19 protein-coding genes are annotated in these 23,359 nt (G+C 69.6%); 6 read left to right on the top strand and 13 right to left on the bottom strand.

Translation table 11 applies throughout. The features are described from left to right. The first annotated feature begins 5 nt into the window (after nt 1-5). Together ASD56_RS09530 and ASD56_RS09525 are read left to right on the top strand one after the other, a co-directional pair. Entirely contained in the window at nt 6-2,150 is a 2,145-nt protein-coding gene (locus ASD56_RS09530) for a 3-hydroxyacyl-CoA dehydrogenase NAD-binding domain-containing protein (protein WP_055964790.1), read from the top strand. Between the two features lie 231 nt (nt 2,151-2,381). Then, a complete protein-coding gene (locus tag ASD56_RS09525; RefSeq protein ID WP_200947496.1) occupies nt 2,382-3,089 on the top strand; it encodes a hypothetical protein in 708 nt (235 codons plus the stop codon). Here the strand turns inward: ASD56_RS09525 and dxs are convergent. The 5 genes from dxs to dut form a co-directional block, all read right to left on the bottom strand. Then, on the bottom strand, nt 3,086-5,044 hold the full coding sequence (gene dxs / locus ASD56_RS09520) for a 1-deoxy-D-xylulose-5-phosphate synthase (RefSeq protein WP_055964787.1): 1,959 nt from the start codon (nt 5,042-5,044) through the stop codon (nt 3,086-3,088). The two genes, ASD56_RS09525 and dxs, sit on opposite strands and share 4 nt — an antisense overlap. A gap of 96 nt (nt 5,045-5,140) precedes the next feature. Next, a complete protein-coding gene (gene acnA / locus ASD56_RS09515) occupies nt 5,141-7,969 on the bottom strand; it encodes an aconitate hydratase AcnA (protein WP_055964784.1) in 2,829 nt (942 codons plus the stop codon). Between the two features lie 136 nt (nt 7,970-8,105). Next, nucleotides 8,106-8,846 carry a DUF3159 domain-containing protein gene (locus ASD56_RS09510; protein WP_055964781.1) on the bottom strand — a complete coding sequence of 247 codons (741 nt, stop codon included), beginning with the start codon at nt 8,844-8,846 and terminating at the stop codon, nt 8,106-8,108. Beyond that, entirely contained in the window at nt 8,843-9,442 is a 600-nt protein-coding gene (locus ASD56_RS09505; RefSeq protein ID WP_055964778.1) for a DUF3710 domain-containing protein, read from the bottom strand. Before ASD56_RS09505 ends, ASD56_RS09510 begins: the two co-directional genes overlap by 4 nt. Beyond that, nucleotides 9,439-9,891 carry a dUTP diphosphatase gene (dut, locus tag ASD56_RS09500; protein ID WP_200947494.1) on the bottom strand — a complete coding sequence of 151 codons (453 nt, stop codon included), beginning with the start codon at nt 9,889-9,891 and terminating at the stop codon, nt 9,439-9,441. Before dut ends, ASD56_RS09505 begins: the two co-directional genes overlap by 4 nt. A 12-nt stretch (nt 9,892-9,903) precedes the next feature. On the opposite strand from dut, the gene ASD56_RS09495 reads away from it, so the two are divergent. Continuing rightward, nucleotides 9,904-10,392, top strand: a complete 489-nt coding sequence (locus tag ASD56_RS09495) for a DUF3093 domain-containing protein (RefSeq protein ID WP_055964772.1) — start codon at nt 9,904-9,906, stop codon at nt 10,390-10,392. On the opposite strand, the gene ASD56_RS09490 is transcribed toward ASD56_RS09495, so the two are convergent. After that, nucleotides 10,367-10,660 carry a DUF4193 domain-containing protein gene (locus tag ASD56_RS09490; protein WP_055964769.1) on the bottom strand — a complete coding sequence of 98 codons (294 nt, stop codon included), beginning with the start codon at nt 10,658-10,660 and terminating at the stop codon, nt 10,367-10,369. The genes ASD56_RS09495 and ASD56_RS09490 overlap by 26 nt on opposite strands. Before the next feature lie 212 nt (nt 10,661-10,872). Between ASD56_RS09490 and sepH the strand changes: the two genes are divergently transcribed. Further along, nucleotides 10,873-11,904 (top strand): septation protein SepH, encoded by a 1,032-nt coding sequence (gene sepH, locus ASD56_RS09485; protein WP_055964767.1) that lies wholly within the window; start codon nt 10,873-10,875, stop codon nt 11,902-11,904. Between the two features lie 6 nt (nt 11,905-11,910). Here the strand turns inward: sepH and ASD56_RS09480 are convergent, their stop codons facing one another. Beyond that, a complete protein-coding gene (locus tag ASD56_RS09480) occupies nt 11,911-13,026 on the bottom strand; it encodes an alkaline phosphatase family protein (protein ID WP_055964764.1) in 1,116 nt (371 codons plus the stop codon). 66 nt (nt 13,027-13,092) lie between these two features. Between ASD56_RS09480 and ASD56_RS09475 the strand changes: the two genes are divergently transcribed. Further along, entirely contained in the window at nt 13,093-15,552 is a 2,460-nt protein-coding gene (locus tag ASD56_RS09475) for a DNA gyrase/topoisomerase IV subunit A (protein WP_055964761.1), read from the top strand. A 43-nt stretch (nt 15,553-15,595) separates the two neighbouring features. Here the strand turns inward: ASD56_RS09475 and ASD56_RS09470 are convergent, their stop codons facing one another. Then, nucleotides 15,596-17,668, bottom strand: coding sequence for a DNA gyrase/topoisomerase IV subunit B (locus ASD56_RS09470; RefSeq protein WP_055964758.1), 2,073 nt, complete (start codon nt 17,666-17,668; stop codon nt 15,596-15,598). A gap of 170 nt (nt 17,669-17,838) precedes the next feature. Between ASD56_RS09470 and ASD56_RS09465 the strand changes: the two genes are divergently transcribed. Further along, nucleotides 17,839-18,060 carry a DUF7455 domain-containing protein gene (locus ASD56_RS09465; protein WP_055964755.1) on the top strand — a complete coding sequence of 74 codons (222 nt, stop codon included), beginning with the start codon at nt 17,839-17,841 and terminating at the stop codon, nt 18,058-18,060. 10 nt (nt 18,061-18,070) lie between these two features. Here the strand turns inward: ASD56_RS09465 and ASD56_RS09460 are convergent, their stop codons facing one another. Genes ASD56_RS09460 through ASD56_RS09440 form a run of 5 tightly spaced genes read right to left on the bottom strand, consistent with a single transcriptional unit; the run spans nt 18,071 to nt 23,248 of the window. Continuing rightward, nucleotides 18,071-19,114, bottom strand: coding sequence for an alanine racemase (locus tag ASD56_RS09460; RefSeq protein ID WP_055964752.1), 1,044 nt, complete (start codon nt 19,112-19,114; stop codon nt 18,071-18,073). After that, nucleotides 19,111-19,761: an alanine racemase C-terminal domain-containing protein gene (locus ASD56_RS09455; protein ID WP_235565638.1), complete on the bottom strand. Its 651-nt coding sequence runs from the start codon at nt 19,759-19,761 to the stop codon at nt 19,111-19,113. Before ASD56_RS09455 ends, ASD56_RS09460 begins: the two co-directional genes overlap by 4 nt. A gap of 12 nt (nt 19,762-19,773) precedes the next feature. Then, complete coding sequence (locus ASD56_RS09450; RefSeq protein WP_055964746.1) at nt 19,774-20,529, bottom strand: type 1 glutamine amidotransferase; 756 nt, start codon at nt 20,527-20,529, stop codon at nt 19,774-19,776. Beyond that, the gene (locus tag ASD56_RS09445; RefSeq protein WP_235565637.1) at nt 20,526-21,848 is read right to left on the bottom strand and encodes a MurT ligase domain-containing protein; all 1,323 of its coding nucleotides are present in this window, start codon (nt 21,846-21,848) and stop codon (nt 20,526-20,528) included. The genes ASD56_RS09450 and ASD56_RS09445 overlap by 4 nt, the downstream gene beginning before the upstream one ends. Beyond that, the gene (locus tag ASD56_RS09440) at nt 21,845-23,248 is read right to left on the bottom strand and encodes an RNA polymerase sigma factor (protein ID WP_055964743.1); all 1,404 of its coding nucleotides are present in this window, start codon (nt 23,246-23,248) and stop codon (nt 21,845-21,847) included. Before ASD56_RS09440 ends, ASD56_RS09445 begins: the two co-directional genes overlap by 4 nt. Nucleotides 23,249-23,359: the final 111 nt, after the last annotated feature.

Raw genomic sequence — 23,359 nt, 5'->3', positions numbered from 1 at the left:
CCTCGATGACGAACTACGAAGAGATCGACTTCTCGCCGCTGCACGCCCTGACCGAAGGCGAGGTGGTCACGCACTCGCGGGTGCGCGACATCCGGCTCGCCTCCGGCAAGGTGCTCGCGCTCATCACGCTCGACAACGGCCGTGATCACACTCGGCCTAACACCCTCGGTCCCACCACGCTCACGCAGCTCGGCGAGACGCTCGACGGCCTCAAGAGCCGCGCGGCCTCCGGCGAGATCCACGCGGTCGCCGTGACCGGCAAGCAGTACATCCTGGCCGCGGGCGCCGACCTGTCCGACATCTCCAAGGTCGGCTCGAAGGACAACGCCCGTCTCATCGCTCAGCTCGGGCACCACGTGTTCGGCAAGCTGTCGGACCTGGGTATCCCCTCGTTCGCGTTCGTGAACGGGCTGGCACTGGGCGGCGGACTCGAGATCGCCCTGAACTCGACGTATCGGACCGTGGATGCCTCGGCCGCCGCGATCGCGCTGCCCGAGGTGTTCCTCGGCATCATCCCGGGCTGGGGCGGGGCGTACCTGCTGCCGAACCTCATCGGCATCGAGAACGCCCTCGAGGTCGTCATCTCGAACCCGCTGAAGCAGAACCGGATGCTGAAGCCCCAGCAGGCGTTCGACTACGGGATCGTCGATGCGATCTTCCCCGCGGCGAACTACCTCGAGGACTCGCTGTCCTGGGCGGACGGCGTGCTCACGGGCGCGGTCAAGGTCAGCCGGAAGCACGAGCCCGGCAAGATCGAGCGCCTCACGAAGTGGCCCATCGCCATCAAGATGGCGCGCGGCATGCTCGAGTCCAAGATCGGGACGGTCCCCCGCTCGCCCTACGCGGCGCTCGACCTGCTCGACAAGGCGAAGGGCGGCACGAAGGCGGAAGGCTTCGCGCGCGAGGACGAAGCTCTCGCCGAGCTCGTCGCGGGCGATCAGTTCGCGGCATCCATGTATGCCTTCGATCTCGTCCAGAAGCGCGCCAAGCGTCCTGTCGGCGCACCTGACAAGGCCCTCGCGAAGAAGGTGACCAAGGTCGGCATCATCGGCGCCGGCCTCATGGCCAGCCAGTTCGCGCTGCTGTTCGTGCGCAAGCTGCAGGTGCCCGTGCTCATCACCGACCTGGACCAGGCTCGCGTGGACAAGGGCGTCGCCCACATCCACGAGGAGATCGGCAAGCTCGAGGCGAAGGGCCGCCTCGACGGCGACGGCGCCAACAAGCTGCGGGCCCTGGTGACGGGCACGACCGACAAGAGTCTCTACGCGGACTGCGACTTCGTCATCGAGGCCGTGTTCGAAGAAGTGGGCGTGAAGCAGACAGTGTTCGCCGAGATCGAGGCGATCGTGGCCCACGACGCCATCCTCGCGACGAACACCTCGTCGCTGTCCGTCGAGGAGATCGGCTCGAAGCTCGCGCACCCCGAGCGACTGGTCGGCTTCCACTTCTTCAACCCGGTCGCCGTCATGCCGCTCATCGAGATCGTCAAGACGCCGCAGACGTCGGACGCCGCGCTGTCGACGGCCTTCGTGGTCGCGAAGGGTCTGGGCAAGAACGCGGTCCTCACCGCCGACGCCCCCGGCTTCGTCGTGAACCGGCTGCTGGCCAAGGTCATGGGCGAGGCGGCGCGCGCCGTCTACGAGGGAACTCCCCTGCTGTCCGTCGAGAAGGCGTTCCAGCCCCTCGGCCTGCCGATGACACCGTTCCAGCTCATCGACCTCGTCGGGTGGAAGGTCGCCGCCCACGTGCAGGACACGATGGCGCACGCCTTCCCGGAGCGCTTCTACGCCTCCGAGAACTTCCACCAGCTCGCCGAGCTGCCGGAGGTCGTCGAGAAGGACAAGACCGGTCGGGTCACCGGCTGGACGAAGGCGGCCGAGAAGGTGCTCAAGGGCGCCGTCGGCTCGTCACCGGCGACCGAGGCGGAGATCCTGGCACGCGTCCAGGACGGCCTCGCCGCCGAGATCAGGATCATGCTCGACGAAGGCGTGGTCCCCGAGGTCGAAGACATCGACCTGTGCCTCATCCTGGGTGCGGGCTGGCCGTTCATCGACGGCGGCGCATCGCCCTACCTGGATCGGGAAGGTGCGTCCGAGCGGGTCTTCGGCGACACGTTCCATCACCCGGTCATCAAGGGCATCGGCGGCTGACGCACCGACCCGCGGACGAAGGGCGCATCCTCCTGGCGGGGATGCGCCCTTCGTCGTCCGGGACGCGTGCGCGCCCCGCCGCGGCGGTGAGCGGAACACCGGCACTCGGTCCGCGGAACGTGTCGCGTCCGGAGCGTGAACAGTCGGCGCTGCGCGGCATCCGCGGCACGTCGGCCACCCCGGCACACGGCATCCTGTCCCTGTCGGATGAGTGAAACGGAAGGTGGCCGGATGCTGGATGCGATCTCGGGACTGTTCAGCGGCAGTGCGCTCGGGGTGCTGGTCAAGACGAGCGGCGCCGCGCTGACCCTGCTCGTGGTGGTCCCCGCCCTCATGAAGCTCTTCCTGGTGACCATCGACGAGGGATCCACGGCGATCCGCACCCGCAACGGCAAGCCGATCATCCGGCGCAGCCGCACCGGCGACGGCACCGGTGAGGTCGTGGTGCTCCGGCCGGGAACGCACGGCGCGTTCCCGATGCTCTACTGGTACCGGCTCGTCGACGTGCGGGCGCGGTCGACGGATCTCCCGGCCCGCAGCCTCACCGCCGCGAGCGGGCATCAGCACCTCGTGCACGCGTCCTTCGACTGGCGGCCGATCGTGTCCGGCCACGACCTCCGGGTCCTCGAGCTCGACGTCGTCAACGTGAAGGAGCGGGCGGGCAACATCGTCGGTGCCGCGCTGCGCGATCTGGTGCACGAGCTGGACGGCGCGGTGCTGCCGCCGAACGACGTCCTCTCGCCGCGCATCGTGGCCGCCTGCGCAGACCTCGTGCGCACCGACTGCGGCATCAGCCTGCTGCGGGTGATCGTCACCGGCGACGCCCTCACCGACGGGTACCTGCTCTCGCAGGCGATCGGGCCGCGGCCGAACGACACACCGGCGGCGGAGTGGGATGCCGCGGCATCCGTCCTCGCGACGCGTCTGTCCGCGGTCTAGCGGCGCCGCTCCTCACGGGGCGACAGGTCGCCGATCGTCGGGATCTCGCTGGTCGCGCCACGGGCCACCGGGATGCGCGTCCCCAGCACCTGGGAGACCACATCCTGCGCGATCTTGGCCGGCGTGAGACCGGCATCCTCGAGGATCTGCTCACGGCTCGCGTGGTCGATGAAGGCATCCGGCACGCCGAGCTCGTCCACGGCGGTGTCGACCCCGGCTTCCCGCAACACCTGACGTACGCGGGTGCCGATGCCGCCGACGCGGATTCCGTCCTCGATGGTGATGACGAGGCGATGGGATGCCGCGAGCTCGACGATCGACGGCTGGACCGGGATCGCCCAGCGGGGGTCGACGACGGTGGCGCCGATGCCCTGGTCGCGCAGCCGGCCCGCCACGTCGACGGCGATGTGGGCCATCGGGCCGATTCCGACGATCAGGACGTCGTGCGCGTCCGAGCGGACGAGGACGTCGACGCCGTCCTCGAGTCGCTCGAGGGCCGGCAGCTCGGGGCTGACCGTGCCCTTGGGGAAGCGGATGACCGTCGGGGCGTCCGACACTGCAACGGCTTCGCGCAGCGACTCGCGCAGGCGCTCCGCGTCGCGAGGCGCGGCGATGCGGATGTGCGGCACCAGCTGGAGCATCGCGAGATCCCAGATGCCGTGATGGCTGGGGCCGTCGGGACCCGTGACCCCCGCCCGGTCGAGGACGAAGGTCACACCCGCGCGGTGGAGCGCGACATCCATCAGCACCTGATCGAAGGCGCGGTTCATGAAGGTCGCGTAGATCGCGACGACGGGGTGCAGCCCGCCGAACGCGAGTCCGGCCGCCGACGCGACGGCGTGCTGCTCGGCGATTCCGACGTCGTACACGCGATCGGGGAAGCGCTGGGCGAACGGCAGGAGCCCTGTCGGGCGCAGCATGGCGGCCGTCATCGCGATGACGTCGTCACGGCGCTGACCGACCTCGACGAGCTCTTCGGCGAACACGTCGGTCCAGGCCTGCACGGTGCTCGCAACTCCGACGGTCTTCCCGGTCAGCGGGTCGATCTTGCCGACGGCGTGGAACTGGTCGGCCTCGTCGTCCAGCGCAGGCTGATAGCCGCGCCCCTTCTCGGTGATCGCGTGGACGATGACCGGAGCGCCGTAGCTCTTGGCCAGCTCGAGCGTCTCGATGAGCGTGGGCAGGTCATGACCGTCGACGGGACCGAGGTACTTGATGTCGAGGTTCGAGTACAGCGCCGCGTTGTTGGTGAATCGCGACAGGAAGCCGTGCGTGCCGCCCCGCACGCCGCGGTAGACCGCGCGGGCTGCGGGACCGAGCTTGCGGAACAGCGTGTCGGACCCGCGGTGGAGGTTGCGATAGGTCTCGGCCGTGCGCACCCGGTTGAGGTAGCGGGCCATGCCGCCGATCGTCGGGGCATACGAGCGCCCGTTGTCGTTGACGACGATGACCAGATTGCGGTCGTTGTCGTCGGAGATGTTGTTCAGGGCCTCCCACGTCATGCCGCCGGTGAGGGATCCGTCGCCGACGACCGCGATGACGTGACGGTCCTTGCGGCCGGTCCGCGTGAGTGCGCGCGACACCCCGTCGGCCCAGCTCAGCGAGCTCGACGCGTGCGAGGACTCGACGACGTCGTGAGGGCTCTCGGAGCGCTGGGGGTAGCCGGCCAGGCCGCCGCGCGAACGGAGGCCCGCGAAGTCCTGACGGCCGGTCAGCAGCTTGTGGACGTAGGACTGGTGCCCGGTGTCGAAGATGAACGGGTCGTTGGGCGAGTCGAAAACCTTGTGCAGGGCGATCGTGAGCTCTACGACGCCCAGATTCGGGCCGAGGTGCCCGCCGGTGCGCGAGACGTTCTCGATGAGGAACGTGCGGACTTCGTCCGCCAGCTCCTGCAGCTGCGCCGTGCTCAGGGCGTCGAGATCGCGGGGCTCCGTGATCGATGACAGCAGTGGCATGCCCGCTCCTTCCCGGCCCGGATGGGCCCCGTCAGTCTACCCGTGAGAGTGCGAAGGGGCCGGGCGCAGCGCGCCCGGCCCCCACGCGATCGGTGCTCAGACGAGCGAGCGCAGCACGTACTGCAGGATGCCGCCGTTGCGGTAGTAGTCCGCCTCGCCGGGGGTGTCGATGCGCACGACGGCGTCGAACTCGACGGTCTCCTTGCCGGGCGCCGAGAACTCGCTCGGGGCGGCGGTGACACGCACCGTCTTGGGCGTGACGCCCTCGTTCAGCTGCTCGAGGCCGGCAATCGAGACGATCTCCGTTCCGTCGAGGCCGAGCGAGTCCCAGCTCGCCCCCGCAGGGAACTGCAGGGGTACGACGCCCATGCCGATGAGGTTCGACCGGTGGATGCGCTCGAAGCTCTCGGTGATGACCGCCTTGACGCCCAGCAGGCTGGTGCCCTTGGCCGCCCAGTCGCGCGACGAGCCGGAGCCGTACTCCTTGCCGCCGAAGATGACCAGCGGAGTGCCGGCTGCCTGGTAGTTCTGGCTCGCGTCGTAGATGAACGACTGCGGACCGCCCTCCTGCGTGAAGTCGCGCGTGTAGCCGCCTTCGACGATCGCTCCGTCGTTGACCGCGCTCACGAGCAGGTTCTTCAGCCGGATGTTCGCGAAGGTGCCGCGGATCATGATCTCGTGGTTGCCACGGCGCGAGCCGTACGAGTTGAAGTCCTTGCGGTCCACGCCGTGCTCGGCGAGGTACTGACCCGCCGGGCTGTCCGCCTTGATGTTTCCGGCAGGGCTGATGTGGTCGGTCGTGACCGAGTCGCCGAGCGTCGCCAGGACGCGCGCACCCTGGATGTCGGTGACCGGGGTCAGCTCCATGGTCATGCCGTCGAAGTACGGGGGGCGGCGGACGTAGGTGGATGCCTCGTCCCATTCGAAGACGTCGCCGGTCGGCGTCGGCAGGTTCTGCCAGCGCTCGTCACCGGCGAAGACGGTGGCGTACTGACGCGTGAACATCTCCTCGTTGATGGAGGAGTCGATCGTCGCCTGGACCTCCGAGGCATCCGGCCAGATGTCCTTGAGGAACACGTCGTTGCCGTCCTGGTCCTTGCCCAGGGCGTCGGTCTCGAAGTCGAAGTTCATCGACCCCGCGAGCGAGTACGCGATCACGAGCGGCGGGCTCGCGAGGTAGTTCATCTTCACGTCGGGGTTGATGCGGCCCTCGAAGTTGCGGTTGCCCGAGAGGACCGCCGTCACGGCGAGGTCGTTCTCGTTGATCGCGGCCGAGACCTCTTCGATCAGCGGCCCGGAGTTTCCGATGCAGGTGGTGCAGCCGTAGCCGACCGTGTAGAAGCCGAGGTCTTCGAGATCCTGCGTGAGGCCGGCCTTCTCGTAGTAGTCGGTGACGACCTTCGAACCCGGCGCCAGTGTGGTCTTGACCCACGGCTTGGCCTTCAGGCCCTTCTTCACCGCGTTGCGTGCCAGCAGGCCCGCCGCCAGCATGACCGACGGGTTCGACGTGTTGGTGCACGAGGTGATGGCGGCGATCGTGACGGCGCCGTGGTCGAGGACGAACTTCTCCCCCGTCTCGAGCGTCACCGGCGTCGGCCGGGAGACCGAGGCGGGCGCGTGCGAGTGGTGGTGGTGCTCGTGGTGGTTGCTCTCGTCCTCGGGCGAGAACCCGGGCGGGTCGGACGCCGGGAACGACTCGGAGATCGTGAGGTCGACGAGGTCGTGGTCGACGTCGGCGTAGTTCGTGAGGTCGACCTCGAACTGCTGCTTCGAGCGGGAGAGCTCGATGCGGTCCTGCGGGCGCTTCGGTCCGGCGATCGAGGGCACGACGGTCGACAGGTCGAGCTCCATGTACTCGCTGAAGACCGGCTCGCGCGACGGGTCGTGCCAGAGGTGCTGCTCCTTGGCGTACGCCTCGACGAGCGCGAGCTGCTCGGCGCTGCGGCCGGTGAGGCGCAGGTAGTCGATCGTGACGCTGTCGATGGGGAACATCGCCGCGGTCGAGCCGAACTCCGGGCTCATGTTGCCGATCGTTGCGCGGTTCGCGAGCGGAACGGAGGCCACTCCCTCGCCGTAGAACTCGACGAACTTCCCGACCACGCCGTGCTTGCGCAGCATGTCGGTGATGGTGAGCACGACGTCGGTCGCGGTGACGCCCATCGGGATCGCGCCGGTGAGCTTGAAGCCGACCACGCGCGGGATGAGCATCGAGACGGGCTGGCCGAGCATGGCGGCCTCGGCCTCGATGCCGCCGACGCCCCAGCCCAGCACGCCCAGGCCGTTGACCATGGTGGTGTGCGAGTCGGTGCCGACGCACGTGTCGGGGTAGGCACGGAGGACACCACCCACGGAGCGGTCGTAGATGACCTTCGCGAGGTGCTCGATGTTCACCTGGTGGACGATGCCGGTGCCCGGCGGGACGACCTTGAAGTCGTCGAAGGCCGTCTGGCCCCACCGGAGGAACTGGTACCGCTCGCCGTTGCGCTCGTACTCGATCTCGACGTTGCGCTCGAGGGCGTTCTCGGTGCCGAAGAGGTCGGCGATGACGGAGTGGTCGATGACCATCTCGGCCGGCGAGAGCGGGTTGATCTTGGTGGCGTCGCCGCCCAGTGCCGCCATCGCCTCGCGCATGGTGGCGAGGTCGACGATGCAGGGCACACCGGTGAAGTCCTGCATCACGACGCGCGCGGGCGTGAACTGGATCTCGGTGTCGGGTTCGGCCTGGGCGTCCCACGAACCGAGCGCCTGGATCTGCGCCTGTGTGACGTTCGCGCCGTCTTCGGTGCGGAGCAGATTCTCGAGCAGCACCTTGAGGCTGAACGGAAGAGTCTCGTAGCCGTCGACCTTGTCGATGCGGTAGATCTCGTAGTCGGTGCTGCCGACCGTCAGGGTGCTCTTGGCACCGAAGCTGTCAACCGTGGACACGTGTGTCTCCTTCGTCGGCGGCGGGAGCTGGCCGGGATCCGGCACTCCCCATCTTCCCGCGCCGGCCTGCAGTCGGCTAGTGAGGGTCACCTAAGACCCTACGCGGGGAATTTATCTTGATATCAAGATAAATGTATCACTTCGAGGGCCCAGGATAGAGCGCCCTCACGACCAGCCATGTGACCGCGACGAGCGGCGCGAACAGCGGCAGCCCCATGATGAGCTTGAACGTCCCCAGTGCCGCCACATCTCCCGCGAAGTACAGCGGGACCTGGACGATGAGCCGCGCCGCGAAGAGCCCCGCCCACGCGATGGCGAGCCAGAAGAAGACGCGGCGCTTGCGCTTGTCCTGTCGCCAGGCGGTGCCCTCCCCCATCAGGAAGCCGACAGCGAGTCCGATCAGCGACCAGCCGACGAGCGCCGAGATCAGCAGGGCGGATCCGTAGGCGATGTTGGTGATGAAGCCGGGGATGAAGTTGTCCTCGCCGCGACCTGTGAGCAGCGACAGGCCGGCCGCCGCTCCCGTGGCGATCAGGCCGCCGATGGCGGCGCTGGCATTCGAGCGCTGGATCAGCCGGATCGCCGTGAACACCAGCGCGAGGCCGACCGAGAGCCCGAGGCTCAGCGGCAGATTCGCCGTGCCGGCCTCCGCGTCGTACGTGAGCGTCCAGGTGATGACGAACACGAGACCCGGGAGGACCGATTCCAGGATGCCGCGGATGCCGCCGATCGCGGTCCAGACCACATGGCCCGTGCTCTTGCCCTCGGACGGGTCGAGGCCGGCCTTGCGGGCCGCGCCGCCGAGAGCCGCGCCCAGCACGTCCGACGCGGTCGGCTGATCGGGCTCGGGCGGTGTGAGATCGGGACGGTCGCTCACGCGGTGCCCGGGGTCGCCGGCATGCGCAGCGGGATGAGGTCGCGGGGCGGCATCGGAGAGCCGCCGCGCACGACGACGATGGAGCGGAAGAGCTCCTCGACGGCCGCGGCCGCCTCGACATCGGAGGTCGCGGCCCCGCCGATCACGCCGCGCAGGAACCAGCGCGGCCCGTCCACGCCGATGAAGCGCGCGAGGCGCTTGCCCGCGGTGCCCTCGGGACCCGCGACGACCGGCACCTCTGCGAGGAGCTCCGGCCCGAGGGGGCCTTCGCGCTCTTCGACGCGGCCTCCCTGCTGCCGGATCTGGCCGCGGATCTGCTCGCGCGTCTCCGCCCACAGGCCGGTCGAGCGAGGTGCGGCGAAGGGCTGCACCTGCAGGGTCGAGCCCGCGTAGTCCAGACCGACGGCCACGATGCGCTTCGTCTGCTCCTCGACTTCGAGGCGCAGGTTGAGGCCCTCGCGCGGCAGGATCTTGATCCCGCCCAGGTCGATGTACGGCCGGACGGGGTTGGCCTCGGACTCGTCGAACGGGCCGGCGGTGGCGCGATCCTCGAGTTCTTCGGCGCCCGGGCCTTCGCCGGGAGTGGGGTCGGTCATGCGAGGACTCCATCCTTCTTGTAGCCGGTCGATCCGAATCCGCCTTCGCCGCGGACGCTGTCGGGCAGCTCCTCGACGGGAATGAAGCGAACCCGGGGAACGGGCATCACGATGAGCTGCGCGATGCGGTCGCCCACCGCGATGTCGTGCGCGTGCTGGGCATCGGTGTTGAGCAGGATGACCTTGATCTCGCCGCGGTAGCCGGCGTCGACCGTGCCGGGCGAGTTGACCACGGTGATGCCGTGCTTGGCCGCGAGCCCGCTGCGGGGCACCACGAAGGCGACGTGATCTTCGGGGAGGGCGATCCGCACGCCGGTACCGACCATGGCACGCTGGCCGGGTTCCAGCCTGACCGCCTCGGCGGCGACGAGATCGGCACCCGCATCGCCCGGGTGCGCATAGGCCGGAGCGTCCGGGGCGATAATGAGGACATCCACCGTTTCAGTCACCCAACGAGGGTAATGCAGAAGACAGCGCACAATGTCGGGCCCGAGGACTACCGAGAGAGGCTCGGGCCATCCCTGTGGGTCCTGGTCAGCGCCGCAGTGGCGGCGCCGATGGCAGCACTCGTGTTCGCCCCGATCGATCCGACCGTCGCGCTCGTGATCGGAGGGATCGTCGGCGTGGCGGTGATCGCCCTGCTCGTCGCCGGCGCCCCGGTCGTCCGCGTGCGGGCGGGCGAGCTGCGTGCAGGGCGCGCGCACATCGGCGTCGAGCACCTCGGCATGCCGGAGGTGCTCCGCGGCGAAGAGGCGCGGCAGGCGCGAGGCGCGGGCCTCGACCCTCGGTCGTGGCACGTGATCCGCGGCGGGATCGACGGAGTCGTGGTCATTCCGATCACGGACCCCGACGATCCGACGCCGTCGTGGGTCATCGCGTCGCGCACTCCCGACCGCCTCGCGGCGGCCGTGCGGCGGGCTCAGGCTACGCTGCGCACTCCGCGCAGATAGGGCCGCTGGAGGCCTCGTGGTCCAGCTGCGAGCGGTGCTTCACCAGGAAGCAGTTGGTGCAGGTGAACTCGTCCTCCTGCGGGGGCAGCACGACGACGTCGAGCTCGAGGTCGGACAGGTCTGCACCGGGCAGCTCGAAGCCCGACGGGTTGTCGGCGTCCTCGACGTCGACGGCTCCCGAGAGCTTGTCTGGCACGCGCTCCTTGAGAGCCTCGATCGACTCGCTGTCGTCCTCGGTCTTGCGGGGGGCGTCGTAATCGGTGGCCATGCGTGAACGTCTCAACTTCCGGATAATCGCGGGTGCGCTCGCCCCTTGGGGCGGCGATAGTTTGCACGACCGGATCCGAATAAGCAAATGCTGTCGGACAGGTGCTCGGCCGTGCGAAACCGTGAAACTCACGGCGCGCGCGCGATATTCCCGGTCGGGGGGCCGTGCTGTGTCAGCATGGCGGGACACGCAGGGATCGGAGGGGCGTTCGCATGGAACAGCTCAAAGTCATCGGAACCGAGGACGACAAGCTCATCCTGGCCACCGAGTCGGGCGAGAGGTTCGCGCTCGACGTCGACGACGTACTGCGGATCGAACTGCGCAAGGCGCGACGGGACCGCGACGGCGACACTCAGGCCGCCAGGCCCAGCCCGCGTGAGATCCAGTCGCACATCCGCGCCGGAATGTCGGCGACGGAGGTCGCCGAACTGCTGGGTGCACGCCTCGAGGACGTCGCCCGCTTCGAAGGACCGGTCCTCGCCGAGCGCGAGCACGTCGTCGGCCAGGCCCTCGCCGTCCAGGTGCTGCTCGGCAGCGACCTCGATCACGACGCCCCGCCGACATTCGGCAACGCGGTACGCGTGAAGCTCCACGAGGCGGGCGCCTCGGGCGAGCGCTGGACGAGCTGGAAAGAGCCGACCGGCTGGGTGATCAAGCTCGAGTTCACGGCGAACGACGTCGACCACGACGCGCGATGGGGCTTCGACCCCCGCCGCAGCACGCTCTCGCCCCTCAACTCCGACGCCGTTCAGCTCTCGCGGCAGGGGTCCCTGCCCGACGGCCTCATCCCCCGGCTGCGTGCGCTCGACGTCGTGCAGCCCAAGGACGACTCCCGCTTCGACAGCGGAGCCTTCGGCCCTCGGCGCCTACCGGACGCCGACCTCGAGTCGCCCGACCTTCCTGCGCCCGCCGCCCCGGCGGTGCAGGAAGCAGCTATCAAGCGGGCCAACGAGCCCGCGGTGACCTCCGCAGAGACCGCCGATCTGCTCGAGGCACTCCGACGCCGCCGCGGACAGCGCGAGCCCCTTCCCGGCGCGGACGAGGCGGCGCCCTCACGGTCGCAGTCTCCCGTCGCACTGTTCGATGCGCTCGAGCCCGGCTACGACGAGACTCCTGCCGAGCAGGTGCGGGAATCCGCCTACGAGGAGTCCTCCTCGGCCGTGGCCGAAGCGGGCCGCCGCAAGGGACGGACGTCGATGCCCTCGTGGGACGAAATCGTCTTCGGCGCCCGGACGGACGACTGAGCCGGCTCAGGCGAAGGCGCCCAGGCGCAGCAGCGGGACGATGCGCTCTTCGGCCGTGAGCGAGCCGTGCTGACCGATCATGTTCTGCGGTCCCTTGTCGGCGAGCCGGTCGTCGTAGTAGACCACTCCTGAACGCGCTGCGACGACGACGTCGCCGATCCGCTCGCGCACCTCGTCGGCGACGACGCCCATGAGCCCGGACCCGATCAGCTGGTCGCGGGAGACCACCCACGAGCGTGACTCCTCGGCCGCCTGCCATGCCTGGAGGACCTTCTCGGCAGCTCCGGCCTCCGTGTACAGATGCAGCATGCGCGGTTCCCCGCCGATGAGCCTCACGCCGTCGAGGAGGTCGTCCCCCTCGGCGAGCAGGATGTGCTTGTGACGCGGCACGTCGACCATGCCGTGGTCCGCGGTGACGACGACCCCGGTGCCGCGGGTGAGGGCAGCCGCGAGGGCGCGGGACGCGGCATCCACTCGCTCCAGCGCGGCGATCCACTCGTCGGACTGCCAGCCGCGGCGGTGCCCGATGGAATCCAGTTCCGGCGCGTAGAGGTACGTCAGGGATCCGGGATGCCGCGCCGCCAGGCTCGCCGCGGTGAGAACACGTTCGGTGAGGTCGTCGGCGGGAACGAACTCGGCGCCGGCCTGCGTGGCCGCGGTGAAGCCGGTGCCCATGTACTCGCGCTTGGAGACGACGAAGTAGGGCCTGTCCCCGGCGGCCGTCAGCGGGGTCGCCCGCTGCCACTCGAGCGGCAGGCCGTCGGTGTCCCAGCCGCGCAGCTGGTTGACTACTTCGTCGGTGCCCGGGATCCGTGCCCGGTAGCCCACGATGCCGTGCTCGCCCGGGAGCGTGCCGGTGAGGAGGCTCGAGAGTGCGGAGGCGGTGGTGGCCGGAAAGACGGTGCGCGCGACATCCTTCTTCCCGCCGGCCTGGGCGAGGAAGCGGGCGTGCCCCGCCCGGCCCGAGAGGTTCGCGGCGCCCAGGCCGTCGATGACGAAGACGATGGCGCTGGTGGCCGGGGCGAACCACTCCGAGCGTCCGGAGAGCGCAGCCGCCATCTGCGGCACGACACCGGTGAGGCTCCGGGCTCGCGGCGGGTCCGCGGGTAGGCTGAGGGACATCGGGGCCAGTCTCGCATACCGGCGAACGGCCCCCGCCGATCCGCCGTCACCCGAGGCCTCATCGTCATGCCCGCATCACGCACCGATTCATCCCCCATCGACCACGGTCGCATCGAAGACGTCGACGTCTCGACCGAGATGCAGGGATCCTTCCTCGAGTACGCCTACTCGGTCATCTACTCGCGGGCTCTGCCCGACGCACGGGACGGCCTCAAGCCGGTGCAGCGGCGCATCCTGTACCAGATGGCCGACATGGGCCTGCGGCCGGACCGCGGGCACGTCAAGAGCGCGCGCGTCGTGGGCGAAGTCATGGGAAAGCTGCACCCCCACGGCGACGCGCCCATCTACGACGCGCTGGTGCGCCTCGCCCAGTCGTTCTCGCTGCGCGTGCCGCTCGTCGACGGCCACGGCAATTTCGGGTCGCTCGACGACGGGCCGGCTGCGCCCCGCTACACCGAGGCGCGACTGGCGCCCGCGGCTCTCGCGCTCACCGAGAACCTCGACGAGGACGTCGTCGACTTCATCCCGAACTACGACGGTCAGTTCCAGCAGCCCGAGGTCCTTCCCGCCGCGTACCCGAACCTGCTCGTCAACGGCGCGACCGGCATCGCGGTCGGCATGGCGACGAACATGGCGCCGCACAACCTCATCGAGGTCGTGGGCGCGGCCATCCATCTGCTGGACAACCCCGAGGCGACCGTCGAGGACCTCATGGAGTTCGTGCCCGGCCCCGACCTACCGTCGGGCGGGATCATCGTGGGCCTCGACGGCATCAAGGATGCGTACACGAAGGGCCGCGGCAGCTTCCGCACCCGGGCGAAGGTGTCGATCGAGTCGCTCGGCCCCCGCCGCAACGGCATCGTGGTCACCGAACTGCCCTACCTCGTCGGTCCCGAGCGCATCATCGAGAAGATCAAGGACGCCGTCACGGCGAAGAAGCTCCAGGGCATCGCCGACGTCACCGACCTCACCGACCGCCACCACGGCCTGCGCCTCGTCATCGGGATCAAGACCGGCTTCGACGCCCAGGCGGTGCTCGAGCACCTGTACCGCCTGACGCCGCTCGAGGACAACTTCAGCATCAACAACGTCGCCCTCGTCGACGGGCAGCCGCAGACCCTGGGCCTCAAGGAGCTGCTGCACGTCTACCTCGGACACCGACTCAGCGTGGTCACGCGCCGCAGCCAGTTCCGCCTGGCGCGACGCAAGGAGCGCCTGCACCTGGTCGAGGGCCTCCTGGTCGCGATCCTCGACATCGACGAGGTCATCCAGGTCATCCGCACGTCCGACGACGGCGAGCAGGCGCGAGCGCGGCTCATGGACGTGTTCGACCTGTCCGAGGCGCAGTCCGAGTACATCCTCGAACTGCGGCTGCGCCGCCTCACCCGCTTCTCGCGCATCGAGCTCGAGTCCGAGCGCGACAAGCTCAAGACCGAGATCGCGGAGCTCGAGGAGCTCCTGGCGAGCGAGGTGCTGCTGCGGGCGCAGGTGGCGCGTGAGCTGGATGCCGCGGCCGAGACGTACGGCACGCCGCGCCGTACGCTCCTCCTCAACGGCGGACCGGTCCAGCCCCGCTCGCGCGCGGCGGCCGCCGCGGCGGACCTGCAGATCGCGGATGCCCCGTGCCGGGTGTTCCTGTCGGCGACCGGGCGCATGATCCGCGCCGAGCTGACGGCGGACGCCGCCGGCGGCGGGATCGTGCCCCCGGCACGCCGCTCCAAGCACGACGCGATCCGCTCCTGGGTCGACACCACCACCCGCGGGGACGTCGGCGCCGTCACCAGCGCCGGTAGGCTGGTGCGCTTCTCCCCCGTCGATCTGCCGTCCGTTCCCGGCAACTCGGTGCAGCTGGCCGCCGGGACGCGCGTGGACCAGTACCTCGGTCTGGACTCGGGCGAGCACGTCGTGGCCATCGTGCCGCTGACCGATGGTCCGCCGATCGCCGTGGGAACCAAGCAGGGCGTCGTCAAGCGCGTCTCCGCGTCCGAGCTCGGCACCAAGCACGACGTCGAGATCATCGCCCTCCGGGACGGGGATCGCGTCGTCGGCGCGGCACCGGCCTCCGACGGCGCGGAGCTGGTCTTCGTCGCCAGCGACGCGCAGCTGCTCCGCTTCGATGCGGCGTCGGTGCGTCCGCAGGGACGTTCGGCCGGCGGCATGGCCGGGATCCGCCTCAGCGACGACGCGCACGTGATCACGTTCGCCGTCGTCGGTGCGTCCGCGTTCGACACCGTCGTCGTGACGGTCGCGGGCTCGAGCACCGCGCTGGCGGGCACCGAGTCCGGAAGCGCGAAGGTCTCCGTCTTCAGCGAGTTCCCCGCAAAGGGTCGGGCCACCGGAGGGGTGCGCGCGCAGCGACTCCTGCGCGGCGAGGACGCACTCACCCTCGCGTGGGTGGGCTCCGACCCGCGTGCGGTCGGTCCCGACGGAGCGGTCTGCGCGCTGCCCGAGCCGGGTGCCAAGCGGGACGCGTCGGGAACGCCGCTCGAGGGCGTCGTGGGCGCTGTCGGAGCCGGCATCCGCTGATCGTTCCCGCTGGTGGCGGCCTCGTCACCGTAGCGATGCCTGCTCAGGCGTCGATGCGCTCCCGGCCGAGCCGGTCGCTCGAGTCCACGATGAACTCCTTGCGGGGAGCCACGTCGTTGCCCATGAGCAGTTCGAACACGGATGCCGCGGCCTCGGCATCCGGCATCCGCACGCGTCGCAGAGTCCGGCCGGCGCGATCCATCGTGGTGGTCGCCAGCTGATCGGCGTCCATCTCACCGAGGCCCTTGTAGCGCTGCACGGGCTCCTGCCAGCGCTTGCCGGCCTTGGTCAGCTTCGTCAGCAGCGCGTGGAGCTCCTGCTCGGAGTAGGTGTAGATCGTCTCGTTCGGCTTGGTGCCCGGATTCATGACGACGACGCGGTGCAGCGGCGGGACCGCGGCGTACACCCGTCCCTCGTCGATGAGCGGCCTCATGTAGCGGAAGAACAGCGTGAGCAGCAGCGTGCGGATGTGCGCGCCGTCGACGTCGGCGTCGCTCATCAGGATGATCTTCCCGTAGCGCGCGGCATCGAGGTCGAACGAGCGGCCGGACCCGGCGCCGATCACTTGGATGATCGCCGCGCACTCGGCGTTCGAGAGCATGTCACTGATGGACGCCTTCTGGACGTTCAGGATCTTGCCGCGGATCGGCAGCAGCGCCTGGTACTCGCTGTTGCGGGCGAGCTTGGCGGTGCCGAGCGCGGAGTCCCCCTCCACGATGAACAGCTCGGAGGCCTCGACCTCGTTAGTCCGGCAGTCCGCGAGCTTCGCCGGGAGCGACGACGACTCGAGCGCATTCTTGCGGCGCTGGGTCTCCTTGTGGGCACGCGCCGACATGCGCGCCTTCATCTCGGCGACGATCTTGTCGAGCAGCAGCGAGGTCTGCGCCTTGTCGTCGCGCTTGGGCGACGTGAACCGGGCGGTCAGCTCGCGCGTCACCACGTTCGCGACGATCTGGCGCACCGCCGGGGTGCCGAGGACCTCCTTGGTCTGGCCCTCGAACTGCGGCTCCGGGAGGCGCACGGTCAGGACGGCACTGAGCCCCGCGAGGATGTCGTCCTTCTCGAGCTTGTCGTTGCTGCCATACTTCAGCCGTCGCGCGTTCTGCTCGACCTGCGTGCGCAGCACCTTCATGAGGCCGAGCTCGAAGCCCTGCTGGTGCGTGCCGCCCTTGGGCGTCGCGATGATGTTGACGAACGAGCGGGAGGTCGTCTCGTACCCGGTGCCCCAGCGGACGGCCACATCGACCTCGCACACCCGCTCCACCTCGGTGGGCACCATCGCGCCGGTCGGCTGGAGGACGGGGACCGTCTCGGTGAACGTCCCCGTGCCGGTCAGCCGCCACGTGTCGGTGATCGGCGCGTCGGGCGCGAGGAAGTCGGCGAACTCGGAGATGCCGCCGTCGAACCGGTAGCTCGTCTCGAGCGGCTCGGCCTCGCGCTCGTCGCGGATGACGATCTCGAGCCCCGGCACCAGGAACGCCGTCTGACGTGCGCGCTGCTCGAGCTCGGCGAAGCTGAACGCGGCGTCCTTCGTGAAGATCTGCTGATCCGCCCAGTAGCGGATGCGGGTTCCGGTGACGCCCTTGGCGGCCTTGCCGACGACGCGGAGCTCGCTGCGCTCCTCGAACGGAGTGAAGGCCGAGGACGGCGAGCCGTTGGCGAAGATGCCGGGCTCGCCGCGGTGGAAGGACATCGCCCACGTCTTGCCGCCGCGGTCGACCTCGACGTCGAGCCGCTCGGAGAGCGCGTTGACCACGGAGGCTCCGACACCGTGCAGTCCGCCCGATGCCGCGTACGAGCCGCCGCCGAACTTGCCGCCGGCGTGGAGCTTCGTGAAGACCACCTCGACGCCGGACAGTCCGGTACGCGGTTCGATGTCGACCGGGATGCCGCGCGCGCGGTCACGGACCTCGACGCTGCCATCCGAGTGCAGCAGGATCTCGATCCGCGAGCCGTGTCCGCCGAGGGCCTCGTCGACGGAGTTGTCGATGATCTCCCACAGGCAGTGCATGAGCCCGCGGGAGTCGGTCGAGCCGATGTACATGCCCGGGCGCTTGCGGACCGCTTCGAGCCCTTCGAGAACCTGAAGATGGTGGGCGGAATACTCGGCGGTCACAATCCTCAAGCGTATCCGCGCCCACCCACCGGGCGGTCTCGACACGCTTCGAGGCGGGGCGGGCGTACGCGCTCAGCGAAATGTGACGCGTTCCGGGCATTCTCCTATCCGGGGCGTGGTTGTATTTCATGACCCGCACGAGAGCTCTATTGATTCGAGGAGGCACCGAAATGACCACGCTATCGACACCGACTGAGACCGCCGTCCTCGAGTACCGCCTGACCGCGATCGATCGCTGCGATTCCTGTGGCGCTCAGGCGTACATCGCCGCCGAGGTCAACGGCAGCGAGCTGCTCTTCTGCGCGCACCACGGACGCAAGTACGAAGAGAAGCTGCGCAGCATCGCAACCTCGTGGCACGACGAGACCGCTCGTCTGGTCGACGCGGTCTGACGACCCGGTCTCACTCCCCCACGTAGCTGCGCGGGACGAGCGGTGACACGCGCACGGCGAGCTCTTCGCCGATCGTTCCGATCGCCTCTGCGAGATCGGTCGCCGATCCTTCCTGCTGTTCGCCCGGGCCCCAGATCGTGACGACGTCGCCGGGAGCGGCGCCGGGCCAGTTCTCCACGGTCGAATCGGCGCCGACCTCGAGAAGTGACCGCGGTCCTGCCGGCGTGCCGACGGATACCCGACCCGCGAGGGTCGAGGGAAGGCCGTCCAGACGGCCGATGCCGACAGTCGCGCGATCGCCGTCGACGGAGGTCACGGGGGCCTGCAATGCGGCGATCGGGCGGATGCCGAGCTCTGCCTCCGAAGGGCCACCGGCGGGGCGGATGCCGAAGCAGAAGGCGCCGACGCGTACGAGGTCGTAGCGGAACTCGGGTCTCGCCAGCGACGCGGCGCTCGCCGAGAGATGGCGCAGCCGGGGCCGGAGCCCCGCGGCCGAAGCCTCGTGGACCGCCTCGTCGAAGGCCGACCGCGCGAGGTCGTCCTCGGCATCCGACGCCTCGGCGATGTGGCTCCAGACGCCGATCATCTCGATCCGTCCCGCGATCTCGTGCTCACGCGCGCGCCGGACGAACTGCGGCCACTCCTCCGGACGGACGCCGTTGCGGTGCAGGCCGGTGTCGATCTTGAGGTGGACGCGGGCTGCGCGCCCCGACCGGGCGCCCGCTTGGGCCACCGCCTCGAGCGTCTCCGCGTCGCCGATCCCGATGTCGAGGTCGTGCGCAACGGCGCGTTCCATGGCCTCTCCGGAAGCCGCCATCCAGACGAAGATCCGGATGCCGGGTCCGAGTGCGCGCCGGAGCTCGCTGCCCGTCTCGATGTCGTACGCGCCGAACCAGCGGACGCCGGCGTCGTGGGCACGGCGACTCACCGGGCCGAGACCGTGCCCGTACGCGTCGTCCTTCACCACCAGCATCAGCTCGGCCGCGCCGACGGCACCGCGGACGGCGTCGATGTTGGCCTCGAGTGCGTCCAGGTCGACGCGCAGCTCGGTCACTCGGTCTCCCGGCGATCTGCGTGCAGCCCCACCGCGGTCGCCAGTTCGCCCGCGGTCAGTCCGGTCGCGCTCTCCCAGCCTGTCAGCGAGGGCTCGGCGCGCCCCGGGTCCCCGAAGAAGACGAGCTCGTCCCCGCGCGAGACATCAGCATCGCCGATCTCGACCACGCAGGCGTCCATCGCGACGCGGCCGACGATCGGGTGGAGCCGGTTCTGGAGCAGCACCGACACCGCGCCTCCGAGTGCCCGCACGACGCCCTGGGCATAGCCGCCGGTCACCAGCGCGACCCGGGTGTCCTGCGGCGCGCGGTAGGCATAGCCGTACGAGACGCCCTCGCCCGCGGCGACCTTCTTCACGCTGAGCACCGAACCCCGCAGACGCATCACCGGCTGTGCGGCCGGCGCTCCGCCCGGAAGACCGAACAGGGTCAGCGGATCGATCAGGTCGCCTCCGTCGGCGTGCGTCGCCTCCGCGATGCCCTCGGCAGCCAGCACTTCCCTCACCAGCGCGGCGCCGTGTCCCCAGGCGTCCGCACGGAGCAGGACGGGGGCGTACAGCGGCCCGTCCGACCCGCCGGCCGCGATGCGGGCGTTCGCGACGAGCGCGCGCCGTGAGATCGTCGCCTGCGGCGCCAGCTGATCCGTCACCGGCATGATCGCCTAGATGCTCATCACTGTCGGCTTCTTGCCCGCGGTCAGGCGCCGGATGTCCGAGCGAGCCGCCTCGGCCAACGTGTCGGCCTTGGCGACCGACTCGCCGGCGGTGTAGTCGACTCCGCGCCGCGCGCAGGCTGCGCGGAGCACAGCATCGGCGAGCTGCGGGTTGAGTGGGAGCGCGGGCCCCTGCACGTTCGTCGCGAAGGCGTTCGCCGCGCGGACCGACTCGCCGCCGAGACCCTCGGCGCCGACGCTGCCCTTGCCCGCGGAGACGCGGCCGTACGCGCTCGCCCCGTCATCGAGGTCCCACGTCGACGCATGGTCCTCGAAGCCGATCAGCTCGCCGTCCTCGGTGTCGGCCACGATGTATCCGACGCGTCGCTGGCGCGTCCGGCGCACGCGGAACGGCAGCAGGCCGAGCCCGGGCACGTCGGCTCCGTCGAGCGTCTGCACGCCCGCTGACAGCAGCTCGGCGCCGGCACCGACGGCGAAGAGGACTCCGCCCGACTCGGAATGCGCGCGCAGCGTGTCCGCCTTGGCTGCGAGATCGTCGGTGACACGGCGCATGGCCGAGAGCGGCCCGTTGCCGATCACGACGATGTCGATCTCGTCCGGAAGCGGTTCGCCGACGCCGGCCGTCACGACCCGCGCGGTGATGCCCGCCGAAGCGAGGCGCGACTGCAGCACGGCCACGTTGCCGCGGTCACCGGTCACCCCGAGCAGATCGGGGTAGAGCTGGACGATCGTGAGCGTGGTCATGCGCGCCGTGCCACTTCCTGATCGCCGTGACCGAGCAGGCGGCGACCGGCCATCATGATCTCGTAGTTGACCAGCCAGGTCTGCGACAGGCCGCTGCGCGGCGGCAGCGCCCTCATCATCGACACGGCTCGGGCGAGGTCCGGCTCGACCGCGCCGACGCGGATCCCCGCGTACTCGAGCCGCAGCGCGACCTGGTGCGCCTTCTCGCCGCTGACGACGTCGACGTGATCCAGGGCGTCGAAATCGACGTCGTAGATCCACGAGATATCGGGCGTGCCCTCGTCGATCGCCATCAGCACCCGGTCCGGCGCACCGGGGAGCGCGTCCAGGTTGAGCTGGAGGCTGGGTGCGTTCTTGAACATCACGAACTCGACCTGCTCGTCCCGACCGGGCGCGAGCGGGATGACCTCACCCCGGCCGTAGGCGGGCTGCATGCCCGCGAACGCCCGTGCCGCGTTGTCCGCGTCGAATTCGGCTTCGAGCACGCGCGCGGCCGTCACCAGCGCGGCGGCGGCGTCGACGGCGTAGTGCAGGCCGCGTGCCGGAACAGTGACCCCGATGGGCTGCCCGTCCACAACGACCGAGACCTTGCGTCCGTCGACGGCCACGACCTCCGACTCCGCGTGACGGGCGGCCGAGCCGGTCGAGTCGCTGCGGGTGTCGATCGCATTGACGAGACCGTGAGCGGATGCCGCGACCAGCGCCTCGGAGGCGCCGAAGTAGCTGACGCTGCCGCGCATGGCGGTCTCGTCGATCTTGCTGAGATACGGGTCGTCGCGGTTGACGATCACCGCGTCCGAAGCGCGGGCGGCGGCATCGAGCATCATGTCGGCGACGCGCTCGGTCTCGAAGAACCGGTACAGCTGATCGACCTGCACGTTCAGGGCGAGCATGACACGCGGCGACAGCCGGTCGGCCAGGTCGGCGGCGTAGCCCTCATCGACCTCGAGGACCGCGACGTCGGCCTTCACCCGTCCGGTGAGCGTCGCGTCCGCCATGAGCGCGCTGGTCACGCCCTGCGGCATGTTCGAGCCCGTCGGGTTGGTGAACACGGCGAGGCCGTGCGCCCGCAGGATCTCGCTCACCATGTGGGTGGTCGTGGTCTTGCCGTTCGAGCCGAGCACGAAGACGACGCCGTAGCGGAACTGGCCCGCAAGGGTCGGCAGCAGGTTCGGCGCCATGCGGTTGCTGAGGTACCCGGGGAAGGCCGAGCCTCCCCCGCGCAAGCGCGTGACGAACCGGGCCAGCTTTCCCGCTGCGACCGCGGGAACGAACCGCAGTCCCGGGCGAAGCGTCTTGCCGGCCTTCGCCGCGCTCACTCGAGGTAGTCCCGCAGCGACTGCGATCGGCTCGGGTGACGCAGCTTCGCCATGGTCTTGGACTCGATCTGACGGATCCGCTCACGCGTGACCCCGAACGTGTCGCCGATCTGGTCGAGCGTCTTGGGCTGTCCGTCGCCGAGGCCGAAGCGCATCCGGATCACGCCGGCCTCGCGCTCGGAGAGCGAGTCCAGCAGTGACTCCAGCTGACGCTGCAACATCGTGAAGCCGACGGCGTCGGCGGGGACCACGGCCTCGGTGTCCTCGATGAGGTCACCGAACTCGCTGTCGCCGTCCTCGCCGAGCGGCGTGTGCAGCGAGATCGGCTCGCGACCGTACTTCTGCACCTCGATGACCTTCTCAGGGGTCATGTCGAGCTCGCGGCTGAGCTCCTCGGGCGTGGGCTCGCGGCCGAGGTCCTGCAGCATCTGGCGCTGGACACGGGCGAGCTTGTTGATGACCTCGACCATGTGCACCGGGATGCGGATGGTGCGGGCCTGGTCGGCCATGGCCCGGGTGATGGCCTGGCGGATCCACCACGTCGCGTACGTCGAGAACTTGAAGCCCTTGGTGTAGTCGAACTTCTCGACGGCGCGGATGAGACCGAGGTTGCCCTCCTGGATGAGGTCCAGGAACTGCATGCCGCGGCCGGTGTAGCGCTTCGCGAGCGAGACGACGAGACGGAGGTTCGCGCCGAGCAGGTGCGACTTCGCGCGCTGGCCGTCGCGGGCGACCCACTGCAGGTCCAGGCCCAGCTGCGAGGACTTCTCAGCGGCCGACATGTGCGACAGCTTCTCTTCGGCGAACAGGCCCGCCTCGATGCGCATCGCGAGCTCGACCTCTTCGGCCGCGTTCAGCAGCGGCACCTTGCCGATCTGCTTCAGGTAGTCCTTGACGGGGTCGGCGGTCGCGCCGGTGATCATCGTCGAGTAGACGGGAACATCTTCGTCGTCGTTGGACGAGATGACGATGGCGCCGGTCGGAAGCGGCTCGGTGAACGCCGGCTTGGTGTTCTCCTCGTCCTCGTCGTCCTCTTCGGCAGCGACTTCGGCCGCGGGCTCCTCGGCAGCGGCCTTGGCGCCACGGCGCGGCGCCGCGGCAGCGGGTGCCTCGTCGGTCTCGTCCTCGACATCGAGCTCTACGTCGAGTTCGACCTCGTCAAGCTCTTCGACGTCGCCGTCGATGTCATCGTCGGTCTTCGCGGTCTTCTTGGCCGCCGTCTTCGGAGCGGCCTTCGCCTTCGGTGCGGCCTTCGCCTTGGGTGCAGCCTTGGGTGCAGCCTTGGGCTTGGCAGCAGCCTTGGCCGCGGGCTTCGCGGCAGCGGCGGCGGTCGTCGCCTGCTCGTCCGCCTCGGTGTCCTTCGCGGCCGCGCGGGCTTTGGTGTTCGTGCTCGAGGTCACGTTTCGCCTTTCACCGGATGACGTGTGCCGCACGCCCCAGTAGATTTCGGACACTAGTAAGACCCTTGTCAAGTCCCGGAGCCGCAGGAAGACCTGACGAAACCGGTTGAC

This window comes from Microbacterium sp. Root166, assembly GCF_001427145.1.
GTDB lineage: Bacteria > Actinomycetota > Actinomycetes > Actinomycetales > Microbacteriaceae > Microbacterium.
The sequence above is the reverse complement of the archived record's forward strand: the minus strand, read 5'-3'. Positions and strand labels throughout refer to the sequence as shown.

What these genes read in the sequence shown, in the direction of transcription:
- ASD56_RS09530 (WP_055964790.1), top strand. Translation starts at nt 6, where the DNA reads ATGACGAACTACGAAGAGATCGACTTCTCGCCGCTGCACGCCCTGACC.
- ASD56_RS09525 (WP_200947496.1), top strand. Translation starts at nt 2,382, where the DNA reads ATGCTGGATGCGATCTCGGGACTGTTCAGCGGCAGTGCGCTCGGGGTG.
- dxs (WP_055964787.1), bottom strand. Translation starts at nt 5,044, where the DNA reads ATGCCACTGCTGTCATCGATCACGGAGCCCCGCGATCTCGACGCCCTG.
- ASD56_RS09505 (WP_055964778.1), bottom strand. Translation starts at nt 9,442, where the DNA reads ATGACCGACCCCACTCCCGGCGAAGGCCCGGGCGCCGAAGAACTCGAG.
- ASD56_RS09495 (WP_055964772.1), top strand. Translation starts at nt 9,904, where the DNA reads ATGCAGAAGACAGCGCACAATGTCGGGCCCGAGGACTACCGAGAGAGG.
- ASD56_RS09490 (WP_055964769.1), bottom strand. Translation starts at nt 10,660, where the DNA reads ATGGCCACCGATTACGACGCCCCCCGCAAGACCGAGGACGACAGCGAG.
- sepH (WP_055964767.1), top strand. Translation starts at nt 10,873, where the DNA reads ATGGAACAGCTCAAAGTCATCGGAACCGAGGACGACAAGCTCATCCTG.
- ASD56_RS09480 (WP_055964764.1), bottom strand. Translation starts at nt 13,026, where the DNA reads ATGTCCCTCAGCCTACCCGCGGACCCGCCGCGAGCCCGGAGCCTCACC.
- ASD56_RS09475 (WP_055964761.1), top strand. Translation starts at nt 13,093, where the DNA reads ATGCCCGCATCACGCACCGATTCATCCCCCATCGACCACGGTCGCATC.
- ASD56_RS09465 (WP_055964755.1), top strand. Translation starts at nt 17,839, where the DNA reads ATGACCACGCTATCGACACCGACTGAGACCGCCGTCCTCGAGTACCGC.
- ASD56_RS09450 (WP_055964746.1), bottom strand. Translation starts at nt 20,529, where the DNA reads ATGACCACGCTCACGATCGTCCAGCTCTACCCCGATCTGCTCGGGGTG.